We start from the raw sequence: 10,196 nt of genomic DNA, 5'->3' as shown, positions 1-10,196 counted from the left end.
GTCTTCAACGGCCTGGCGGCGCTTCCGCAGAAGCGGCTGGTGCGCTTCATGGCGAAGGAGTCGGTCTTCCGGCACAAGGTCTCCGGTCCGCTGATGCGCGGGATGAAGCACATCCCGGTGGACCGTCAGCAGGGCGAGGCTGCGTACGAGCACGCGCTGCGGTCGCTGCGGTCGGGCGAGATCGTGGGGGTCTTCCCGGAGGCGACGATCTCCCAGTCGTTCACGCTGAAGAGCTTCAAGTCGGGCGCGGCGCGCCTGGCCCAGGAGGCCGGCGTGCCGCTGATCCCGATGGCCGTGTGGGGCACCCAGCGGCTGTGGACCAAGGGGCACCCCCGCAACTTCAAGCGCAGCCACACGCCCATCACGATCCGTGTGGGCGAGGCGGTGGAGGCGTCCAAGGACAAGTACGCGGGCGCGATCACCCGGCAGCTGCGCGAGCGCGTCCAGGAGCTGCTGGAGGCGGCACAGCGGGCCTATCCGGTGCGCCCCAAGGGTCCGGAGGACACCTGGTGGATGCCGGCACACCTCGGCGGCACGGCTCCCACGCCCGAGCAGGTCCGCGCGGCCGAGGCCCGCTGAGTCTGCCGAGTCACAGGCCGCCCTGGCTCTCCAGCGCGGTGGGGAGCGTCTCCCACAGGTGGGGCCGGTCCCGCGCGGACGTCAGGGCCGCCAGCACGACCGGATGCGGCGCCGCGTACAGCAACGGGTGGTCCCGCTCGCCGGCCGCCGGGTCAGGTGTGAAGGCCAGGCGCTCGCCGTCCAGGGAGAAGCGGGCGTCGACGCCGGGTTTGTTGCCGCGCGGGTCCTGCCGGTGCCAGGCGCCGTTGAACCGCACGGCCACGAGCCCGTGGATCACGCCCAGGTTCTGGTAGCACAGCGCGGTCGGGATGTCCTCGGCCCTCAGCAAGGCGGCCAGTGCGTGGGCCTTGGCGTAGCAGATGCCGGTGCGCTGCTGAAGGACGTCGGAGGCGCGCCAGGTGACCCGGAGATCGCCGGAGTCCTGGGAGTGCGGCACGGTGTCGCGGACGAACTCGAAGGCCGCCCGTGCATAGTCATACGAGTCGGTGGCGTCCGCGGCGAGCCGTGCCGCCGTTTTCCTGACCAGCGGATGCTCGTGGTCGATCGCCTCGTCCGCGGCCAAGTACGCGGAGAGGTCGGGGTTTTCCTGGATCAGCTGCATGCTCGCCGAGCATAGGTATGCGACCGATCGAAGGTCAATGCAATTTCGATCGGTCGCATACCTATGCAGGATCCGCTAGCGGGCCATCTCCTCCTTGAGGGCCGCCACGAAGGTGTCCACGTCGTCCTCGGTGGTGTCGAAGGCGCACATCCAGCGGACGTCGCCCGCGGCCTCGTCCCAGAAGTAGAAGCGGAACTTCTTCTGCAGGCGCTCGCTGACGTCGTGCGGCAGGCGCGCGAAGACCGCGTTGGCCTGCACCGGGTAGAGGATCTCCACCCCGTGCACGGCGCGCACGCCCTCGGCGAGCCGCTGGGCCATCTCGTTGGCGTGGCGGGCGTTGCGCAGCCACAGGTCCCTGGCGAGCAGGGCCTCCAACTGCACCGACACGAAGCGCATCTTGGAGGCGAGCTGCATGGACAGCTTGCGCAGATGCTTCATGTGCCGGATGCCGTCCGGGTTCAGCACTACGACCGCCTCGCCGAACAGGGCGCCGTTCTTGGTGCCGCCCAGGGAGAGGATGTCGACCCCGACCGCGTTGGTGAAGGTGCGCATCGGCACGTTCAGCGTGGCGGCGGCGTTGGCCAGCCGGGAGCCGTCGACGTGCACCTTCATGCCGCGGGCGTGGGCGTGCTCGCAGATGGCGCGGATCTCGTCCGGGGTGTAGACCGTGCCCAGCTCGGTGGCCTGGGCTATGGACACCACCTGGGGCATCGCCCGGTGCTCGTCCTCCCAGCCGTACGCCTGCCGGTCGATGAGCTCGGGGGTGAGCTTGCCGTCCGGGGTCGGCACGGTGAGCAGCTTGATCCCGGCGACCCGCTCGGGCGCCCCGCCCTCGTCCACGTTGATGTGGGCGCTCTCCGCACAGATCACCGCACCCCAGCGGTCGGTGACCGCCTGGAGCGCGACGACGTTGGCGCCCGTGCCGTTGAAGACGGGGAACGCCTCGGCCGTCGGCCCGAAGTGGCTGCGGATCACCTGCTGGAGGTTCTCGGTGTACGCGTCCTCGCCGTACGCCACCTGGTGCCCGCCGTTGGCCAGGGCCAGCGCGGCGAGCACCTCCGGGTGGGCCCCGGCGTAGTTGTCACTGGCGAAACCGCGGACGTCCGGGTCGTGATGACGACGCGCGTCGGTCCTCGGTGGGTTCACGGCTTCTCGGTCAGCCACAGACGGTTTCCGTTCACTTCCGCGGCGGGCTTCTCCCAGACTCCGGCGATGGCCTCGGCCAGGTCCTTGACGTCCGTGAAGCCCGCGAACTTCGCGTTGGGGCGGTCGGCGCGCATCGCGTCGTGCACCAGCGCCTTCACCACCAGGATGACAGCCGCGGACGTGGGCCCCTGCTCTCCCCCGGCCTTGCGGAAGTAGTCGGCGAGGGCCAGTGTCCACGCCTCGGCGGCGGCCTTGGCGGCGGCGTAGGAGGCGTTGCCCGCGGTAGGCTTGGTGGCGCCCGAGGCGCTGATCAGGACGTACCGTCCGCGGTCGCTGCGCTGCAGCGCCTCGTGGAAGGCGAGGGAGGTGTGCTGCACGGTCTTCACCAGCAGCAGCTCCAGCAGGTCCCAGTCGTCGAGGTTGGTCTTGGTGAAGGTCTCGCTGCCGCGCCAGCCGCCGACGAGATGGACCAGGCCGTCGACCCGGCCGAACTCCTTCTCGGTGCGGGCGGCCCACTCACGGGTGGAGTCCAGGTTCAGCAGATCGACCGTGTCGCCGGTGACGGTGGCGCCGCCGTGCGCGTAGCGCGCCGCGTCGACGGCCTCCGCCAGCCGCTCCGGGTCGTTGTCGGAGCCGACGACGGTCGCCCCCGCCTCGGCCAGCCTCAGCAGCGCCGCACGCCCCGCGGGTCCCCCCGCGCCGGCCACCGCGATCACCGCACCGTCGAGCGCCCCGTTCCCCATGTGTCTCGCCTCCTGAGCAGTTGTGCGAACGCGATCGCTCACGCGGCGACCCGCTCGGCGCTGTCCGCCGTGATGCCCTTGGTCGAGGCGATCACGTTCTTCAGCTTCTTGGACAGTGCCTCATAGAACATGCTCAGCGGAAACTCGTCCGGAAGCACGTCATCGACGAGTTTCCGCGGCGGCTGCGTCAGGTCCAGGGCGTCGGGGCCCTTGGCCCACTTGGAACCCGGGTGCGGGGAGAGGTACGTGGCGACCAGCTCGTAGCCGGCGAACCAGTGGACGAGCTTCGGGCGGTCGATGCCGTCGCGGTACAGCTGCTCGATCTCGGCGCACAGCTGGTTGGTGAGCTGCGGCGCGCGCTCCCAGTCGATGGAGAGCTTGTTGTCGGTCCAGCGCACCACGTCGTGCTTGTGCAGGTAGGCGAAGAGCAGCTGGCCGCCGAGCCCGTCGTAGTTGCGGACCCGCTCGCCGGTGACCGGGAAGCGGAACATGCGGTCGAACAGCACCGCGACCTGTACGTCACGGGCCTGCGGTACGCCCTCGCCGGCGAGCTTCACGGCCTCCTTGAAGGCGGTGAGGTCGCAGCGCAGCTCCTCCAGGCCGTACATCCAGAACGGCTGGCGCTGCTTGATCATGAACGGGTCGAACGGCAGGTCGCCGTGGCTGTGGGTGCGGTCGTGGATCATGTCCCAGAGCACGAACGCCTCTTCGCAGCGCTTCTGGTCGTGGACCATCGCGGCGACGTCCTCGGGCAGTTCGAGGCCCAGGATGTCGACGGCGGCGGAGGTGACCCGGCGGAAGCGGGCGGCCTCGCGGTCGCAGAAGATGCCGCCCCAGGTGAAGCGCTCGGGGGCCTCGCGCACGGCGATGGTCTCGGGGAAGAGCACCGCGGAGTTGGTGTCGTACCCGGCCGTGAAGTCCTCGAACTTGATGCCGCAGAACAGCGGGTTGTCGTAGCGGGTGCGCTCCAGCTCGGCGAGCCAGTCCGGCCACACCATGCGCAGCACGACCGCCTCGAGGTTGCGGTCCGGGTTGCCGTTCTGCGTGTACATCGGGAAGACGACCAGGTGCTGCAGACCGTCCTCGCGGCCCTGGGCCGGCTGGAAGGCGAGCAGTGAGTCCAGGAAGTCGGGCACCTCGAAGCCGCCCTCCGCCCAGCGGCGCAGGTCCTTGACCAGGGCCTCGTGGTAGGCGTGGTCATGCGGGAGCAGCGGGGACAGCCGGTCGACGGCCTCGACGATCCGGCTCACCTCGTGCTCGGCCGCGGCGCGCTCGGGGGCGCCCTCGGCGTCGAAGTCGATCGACCCGTCCTTGGCCTGCCAGGGGCGGATCCGCTCCACGGCATCCTTGAGCACGGGCCATGCCGGGTGCTCGATCACCCTGCCCACCGAAGGAACCTTCCCCTCCGAACCCGACTGCACAAGAATTTCCGTCATGTCCCATCCTCCACTGGAGAACCTCGCGTAAGGAGACCGTATACATACGAGGTTTCTCCCAGCAAGGGGAGCCTCGGGAAATTATCCTGCCCTACCCCCGCGTCCACCGCATTTTTTCCTGTGGCTCACGCGTGCGGGCGATGCTGCGCCCGAAGAGGGTTCAGGCTCTGGACGGGGCGGGCACAGGCGATACGGTCCAGGAGGGCCGTAGGGACGCGGCCCCCCGCCGCCGTCGACGGAAGCGAGTCACATCTTGAACTTCCTCACCATCGGTCACCGCGGAGTCATGGGTGTCGAACCGGAGAACACCCTCCGGTCCTTCGTCGCCGCCCAGGAGGCCGGTCTCGATGTCATCGAACTCGATCTGCATCTGAGCAAGGACGGCGCGCTCGTCGTCATGCACGACACGGTCGTGGACCGCACCACGGACGGCACGGGCGCGATCGCCGACAAGACCCTCGCCGAGCTGCGCGCCCTGGACGCCGGGCGCGGCGAGCGGATCCCCCTGTTCGAGGAAGTGCTCGACGCCGTCCGGGCGCCTCTGCAGGCCGAGATCAAGGATGTGCAGGCGGCCAGGGCGCTGGCCGAGGTCATGAACGCGCGCGGCCTCGCGGAGCGGGTCGAGGTGTCCTCGTTCCACGACGAGGCGATCGCCGAGATCGCCCGGCTGGTGCCGGGAGTACGCACCGCGCTGGTCGCCAGCCGGTACGGCACCGACGTGGTGGACCGGGCGGTGGCGGTGGGCGCCTCGGCCGTGTGCCTGAACATCCGGCGGCTCACCCTGGAGATCGTGGAGCACGCGCGCAAGGCGGAACTGCGGATCATCGGGTGGGTGGTGAACACCCAGGACCATCTCAGACTGGTGCGGGCCCTGGGTCTGGACGGCGCCACCACCGACTACCCGGAGATCAAACGCACCGGCCGCTTCACCGCGTGAGGTGCGGCGGGGTGGTGCTCAGGCGAGCTCCTTGACCAGCAGCTCGAACTGCAGGTCGTCGCGCTGCGGTATGCCGAAACGCTCGTCGCCGTACGGGAAGGGGCTCATCTTTCCCGTACGGCGGTAGCCGCGCCGCTCGTACCAGGCGATGAGGTCCTCGCGCACCGAGATCACCGTCATGTGCATCTCCCGCACGCCCCAGGTCGCGCGGGCCTGCCGCTCGGCCTCCGCGATGATCGTCTTGCCGAGCCCGGCGCCCTGGAGGGCGGGGCTGACCGCGAACATGCCGAAGTAGGCGTACGCGCCGCGGTGTTCGAGCTGGCAGCAGGCGACGATGCGGCCCGCGCGCTCCACCGTCAGCAGGCGGCTGTCCGGCGACTTGACGACCTCCCGCACGCCCTCCGGGTCGGTGCGCTGCCCCTCGAGGATGTCCGCCTCGGTGGTCCACCCGGCCCGGCTGGCGTCCCCCCGGTACGCCGACTCGACGAGCGCGACCAGTTCGTCCACATCGGCGTCGGTGGCGTCGCGGAAGGTCAGGGCGGCGTCGGGGTTCGGTGCGGTGTCGGTGACGGAATCCATGGGGCCCTTCTCCGGTTCCTGTGCTGCGGCAGCCTTCGGCACTGCGTCGGCCAGGACGAGACTAACCCGGCAACTGGTGCCCTGGCAGGCAACGTTTGCCCGTGAAGGAGCGGCGTCCGGTGCGTGCTCTGGGGGTCCCCCCGGCCGGAGGCTGGGGGAGTGCCGGCCGGAAGCCCTCGTACTGGGTGTACTCGGGCTTTCGGCCGGTGCGGCGAGAGGGCGTGCCGGGCGTCGCGACGGGCGAACGCTGCCTGCCGCGGCACTAGTCTCGGCCGCATGGTGCATGTACTCGGCAGCCGTGTTCTGATCCGGCCCACCGACCCCGACCGTTCGCGGGCCTTCTACGGCGAGCAGTTGGGGCTCGCCGTCTATCGCGAGTTCGGTACGGGGCCGGAGCGCGGCACCGTCTACTTCCTCGGGGGCGGCTTCCTGGAGCTGTCGGGCCGCTCGGACGCCGCGTCCGCTCCGGGGCTGCGTCTGTGGCTCCAGGTCGCGGATGTCATGGCGGCCCACGAGGAACTGCTGGCCAAGGGGGTCGGGATCACCCGGCCGCCGGTCAAGGAGCCGTGGGGTCTGATCGAGATGTGGATCACGGACCCGGACGGCACCCCGATCGTGCTGGTGGAGACCCCGGCCGACCATCCGCTGCGGTACCGGCCGGGGATCTGAGCGGTCAGCTCGGGCGCAGCTCCCAGCGGCGGTCGGTGCGGGTCAGTTCGTGGAAGCCCGCCGCCGTCAGCTGGTCGGCCATCGCGGTCTCGCTCTCCCCTAGGTACGCGACGAGGCGGTCGACGCCGCACAGCCGCAGCCAGTCGGCCGCGTGCGCGAGCAGACGGTGTTCCAGACCGGTGTCGTGGGCGGCGGGCTCGATGTGCAGGTTGCCGATGTCCGCGAGGCCCTCGGCGCGGGTGTGGCGTTCCGGGCGGGCCAGGGTCGTGTCGACCTCGATGAAGCCCAGGACGCGCCCCTCGGCGTACGCCGTGAAGCGGGTGCCGCACTCCCCCACCGTGCGCCGGAAGGTGAGGACCGCGCCGGGCTCGGTGCGCGGCAGGTCGGCCACGCGCGCGAGCAGGATCACCTCCGTGTCGCCCACGTGCCGGAAGCCCGCGGCCTCGTACACCGCGCGGATGTGCGGCCAGTTGCGGGGCACGCCGTAGACGACGGGCGCGGGCAGGGCGCCGTCGGCGTAGCCGAGGCGGACGTCCCAGCGGGCGAGCAGGGCCAGGCAGGCCCGCATCAGCAGATCGGCGGCCTCCCCGGCGCCCGGCCGGAAGGAGGCCGGCGGATGGGAGACGAACCAGTCGATCTCACCGGTGTCACGGTACGACTCACCGACCTCGGCGTCCGGCCGGTAGCGCAGCAGATGCGCGCCGGCGACGACGCTGCCGCGCTGTTCGGCGACGAGCGTGGCGCGCTCGGCCACCCAGGGGTCGGTGATGGACTCGCCGGGCTGCCGTTCCAGGTCGCTGAGGACGGTGTTGACGGAGACGGAGACGCCGGGGACGACGGCCGCCACATGGGCGTTGACCAGGTCGGTGAGCTGATCGCGGTCGGCGCGGCGGAAGGGGCGCACTTCGAGCGCGGGCACGGGTTACCTCCGGGCAGGGTGCGGGAACCGGTGGCCGCCACGCGATGCGGTACGGGCAGGAGCGTACGGTCCGGGCGGCGCCGGGCACCAGTGGATTTCGCCCCGGATGGCCGACCGGGGAGGCCGGGCTTAGCGTGCTCGAGGGGGTTGCACCGGGGAGGGGCCCGCGGAAGGAGCGCCATGAAGCTGACCGCACCCGTGACCGGCGGGCCCTGCTGGGCCGAGCTGGGGACCAGTGATCTGGAGGGGGCCAAGCGGTTCTACACGCGGCTGTTCGGCTGGATTCCCGCGACCGACACGCGCGAGCAGGCGGGAGGCTACACGGTCGCGCGGCTCGGGGACGCGCCCGTCGCCGCGCTGACCCCGCTGTTCCAGCCCTCGCAGCCCGTCGCCTGGAACGTGTCGTTCTCGGTGACGGACGCGGACGCCTCCGTGCGGGCGGTGCGGCATGCGGGCGGGAGCGTGCTGCTCGGGCCGATGGAGGTCTTCGACCTGGGCCGTTTCGCCGTGGCGGCCGACCCGGGCGGTGCCGTGTTCCAGCTGTGGGAGCCGGGGGCGTTCCCGGGCGCCGGGGTGTTCAACGCGCCCGGGGCGCTGGGGTGGGTGGAGCTGCTCACCCGCGCTCCGGAGCAGGCGGTGTCCTTCTACACCACCGTGTTCGGCTGGAGCGTCGATCCCGCGCAGCGCTATCCGCAGTGGGGCATCGACGGGGCCGACTTCGGCGGCATGACGACCATGGACGACAAGTTCCCGCACGAGGTGCCGTCGCACTGGCTGCCGTACTTCGTCACCGAGGACGTGGACGCCGCCGCCGCGACGGCCACGCAGGCACAGGGCACGGCACTGATGGAACCCACCTCGATCCCCGACGGCCCGCGCATCGCGGTGCTGCGCGATCCCCAGGGGGCGATGTTCGGGGTCTACGCGGCGGCCTACGAGCGCTGAGAACGAGCGTCAGCGGCGCAGCGCGCCGAGGCGGCCCTCCAGCTGGGCGAGCAGCGCGCCGAGCAGAGCGGCGAGCTCGCCCAGCTCCGGGCCGTCCAGGCCGGACAGGACGGCGTTCTCGTAGGCGAGCTGGGCGGGCAGGATGCCGTCGACGAGCTCACGTCCGGCGTCGGTGAGGCGGACGTGGGCGACACGCCGGTCCCTGGTGTCGCCGCGGCGCTCCACGAGGCCGCGTTCGGTGAGCTGCTTGAGGCGCTTGGTCACCGCGGCGCCCGAGGAGAACGTCTCCCGCGCGAGTTCGCTCGGGGTGAGCTCGTGCCCCGTGCGCCGCAGCGCGCCGAGCAGGTCGAACTCGGGCCGGGTCAGTCCGGCCCGGCGCAGCGGGGCGTCCTCGGCCTGCTGGAGCAGGGCGGCACAGCGGTTGATGCGGCCGATGACCTCCATGGGCCCGGTGTCGAGCCCGGGATGGACGGCCCGCCACTGCCGCACCACGGCGGCGACGGTGTCGCCCCGCACGCTGCCGAGCTGGGCGGCGGTGGCGGAGGGTTCGGGGGGCGGTGGGGTGTGGGCGGTCGTCGGTGATCCTGCGCCGGTGGGCGATGCTTCCGTGGCCGACTGGTCCCCGGTGGTCGATGCGTTCTCGGGGGTCGAGGGGCCTTCGGTCGCCGTCATGGCCGTGCGTCCTTACCTGTGCGTGTGCGGGGGGCCGGGAGCAGGCCCTGGCGTCGTACCGTCGCCGCGAGCGTACGGTGTCCGGACTGCTCGGCCCGCACGACCCGCTCCTGGGGCAGCGCACGCTGCCACCATTCGCCCGCGGCCGCGTCCGCTGTGGCCCGCAGCTCCACCAGGGCGGCGGCAAGGTCCCGGCGGGCGCTGTCCAGGGCTGCCGGAGCGGCGTGCGGCTCGGCCAGGAGGCGCGCGGCACGTTCGCGGGCGCGCTCGGCGGCGGCGAGTGCCCGCTCGACACGGCGGCCGGCACGCCGGTTGGTCACGGCCACCGCGGCGGCGAAGCCGACCAGGGCCCCGACGAGGGTGTCCACCACCCGCTCGGTGATCAGCTCACCGGGCCGCTGGTACCCGGCGAACTCGGTGACGAGCAGCGCCAGCGGGGTGACGCAGACGCTGCCGAGCCAGTAGTTGCGGCCGATCAGCGCCTCCGCGCCGAAGTTGAAGACGAGGCAGCACAGTACGAGGGCGAGCGGACCGAGGTGCGCCACCGGGGCGACGGCGGCGAACAGCAGCACCCCGGCGAGGTTGCCGACGACGCGCTGGACGGTCCGGTTCCAGGTGAGGGTGACGTTGGCCTGGTAGAGCGAGGCCGCGGTGACCAGCGCCCAGTAGGGACGGCCGATGCCGAGGGCGAGGGAGGCGTACCCGGCGAGCGCGCAGCCGAGGGCGGTGCGCAGCGCGATCGGGGTGAGCGGTCCGAGCCTGGTCCACAGCGGGCTCGGCGGGGTGGCGCGCTCGGCGGCGACCCCGAGCAGTTCGTCGGTGTCCGTGGCGGTGGAGTCGCAGTCCGGCACCGGACCGGTGCCACGCACGGCGCGGGACCAGGCCCGCAGCCGTTCGGGGTCGGCATCGGCGGGAGCGGCGAGCGCGACCTCGGCCCGGACGACGAGCCGCTCCAGGGCACGGCGGGTGG

The 10,196-nt window shown here is 71.8% G+C and carries 12 protein-coding genes; 4 read left to right on the top strand and 8 right to left on the bottom strand.

Going from position 1 to position 10,196, the window contains the following annotated elements:
• Positions 1 to 579, top strand: a 579-nt coding sequence (locus N4P33_RS27580; protein ID WP_260829513.1) for a lysophospholipid acyltransferase family protein, incomplete at its 5' end; no start/stop codon positions are given.
• A gap of 10 nt (positions 580 to 589) precedes the next feature.
• Here N4P33_RS27580 and N4P33_RS27575 read toward each other — a convergent pair.
• From N4P33_RS27575 to N4P33_RS27560, 4 genes are all read right to left on the bottom strand, one after another.
• Entirely contained in the window at positions 590 to 1,180 is a 591-nt protein-coding gene (locus N4P33_RS27575; protein ID WP_260829512.1) for a transglutaminase domain-containing protein, read from the bottom strand.
• Positions 1,181 to 1,255: 75 nt separating this feature from the next.
• Entirely contained in the window at positions 1,256 to 2,326 is a 1,071-nt protein-coding gene (locus N4P33_RS27570) for a low specificity L-threonine aldolase (protein ID WP_260829514.1), read from the bottom strand.
• Positions 2,323 to 3,069, bottom strand: a complete 747-nt coding sequence (locus tag N4P33_RS27565; RefSeq protein ID WP_260829510.1) for an SDR family NAD(P)-dependent oxidoreductase — start codon at positions 3,067 to 3,069, stop codon at positions 2,323 to 2,325. The genes N4P33_RS27570 and N4P33_RS27565 overlap by 4 nt, the downstream gene beginning before the upstream one ends.
• Before the next feature lie 38 nt (positions 3,070 to 3,107).
• Positions 3,108 to 4,505, bottom strand: a complete 1,398-nt coding sequence (locus N4P33_RS27560) for a DUF6421 family protein (protein WP_260829509.1) — start codon at positions 4,503 to 4,505, stop codon at positions 3,108 to 3,110.
• A gap of 253 nt (positions 4,506 to 4,758) precedes the next feature.
• On the opposite strand from N4P33_RS27560, the gene N4P33_RS27555 reads away from it, so the two are divergent.
• Positions 4,759 to 5,442, top strand: coding sequence for a glycerophosphodiester phosphodiesterase family protein (locus N4P33_RS27555; RefSeq protein ID WP_260829508.1), 684 nt, complete (start codon positions 4,759 to 4,761; stop codon positions 5,440 to 5,442).
• Positions 5,443 to 5,460: 18 nt separating this feature from the next.
• On the opposite strand, the gene N4P33_RS27550 is transcribed toward N4P33_RS27555, so the two are convergent.
• Positions 5,461 to 6,021, bottom strand: coding sequence for a GNAT family N-acetyltransferase (locus N4P33_RS27550; protein WP_260829507.1), 561 nt, complete (start codon positions 6,019 to 6,021; stop codon positions 5,461 to 5,463).
• A gap of 276 nt (positions 6,022 to 6,297) precedes the next feature.
• Between N4P33_RS27550 and N4P33_RS27545 the strand changes: the two genes are divergently transcribed.
• Positions 6,298 to 6,690 (top strand): VOC family protein, encoded by a 393-nt coding sequence (locus N4P33_RS27545; protein WP_260829506.1) that lies wholly within the window; start codon positions 6,298 to 6,300, stop codon positions 6,688 to 6,690.
• 4 nt (positions 6,691 to 6,694) lie between these two features.
• On the opposite strand, the gene N4P33_RS27540 is transcribed toward N4P33_RS27545, so the two are convergent.
• Positions 6,695 to 7,609, bottom strand: a complete 915-nt coding sequence (locus N4P33_RS27540; protein ID WP_260829505.1) for a GNAT family N-acetyltransferase — start codon at positions 7,607 to 7,609, stop codon at positions 6,695 to 6,697.
• A gap of 180 nt (positions 7,610 to 7,789) precedes the next feature.
• Between N4P33_RS27540 and N4P33_RS27535 the strand changes: the two genes are divergently transcribed.
• Positions 7,790 to 8,554, top strand: coding sequence for a VOC family protein (locus tag N4P33_RS27535; protein WP_260829504.1), 765 nt, complete (start codon positions 7,790 to 7,792; stop codon positions 8,552 to 8,554).
• A gap of 9 nt (positions 8,555 to 8,563) precedes the next feature.
• On the opposite strand, the gene N4P33_RS27530 is transcribed toward N4P33_RS27535, so the two are convergent.
• Together N4P33_RS27530 and N4P33_RS27525 are read right to left on the bottom strand one after the other, a co-directional pair.
• On the bottom strand, positions 8,564 to 9,226 hold the full coding sequence (locus N4P33_RS27530) for a MarR family winged helix-turn-helix transcriptional regulator (protein WP_260829503.1): 663 nt from the start codon (positions 9,224 to 9,226) through the stop codon (positions 8,564 to 8,566).
• A partial coding sequence (locus N4P33_RS27525) for an FUSC family protein (protein ID WP_260829502.1) occupies positions 9,223 to 10,196 on the bottom strand: 974 nt, incomplete at its 5' end. The genes N4P33_RS27530 and N4P33_RS27525, both read right to left, overlap by 4 nt.

The sequence above is a fragment of the Streptomyces sp. 15-116A genome, assembly GCF_025290915.1.
GTDB lineage: Bacteria > Actinomycetota > Actinomycetes > Streptomycetales > Streptomycetaceae > Streptomyces.
Note: the sequence above shows the minus strand (reverse complement) of the source record. Positions and strands in the feature narration are given on the sequence as shown.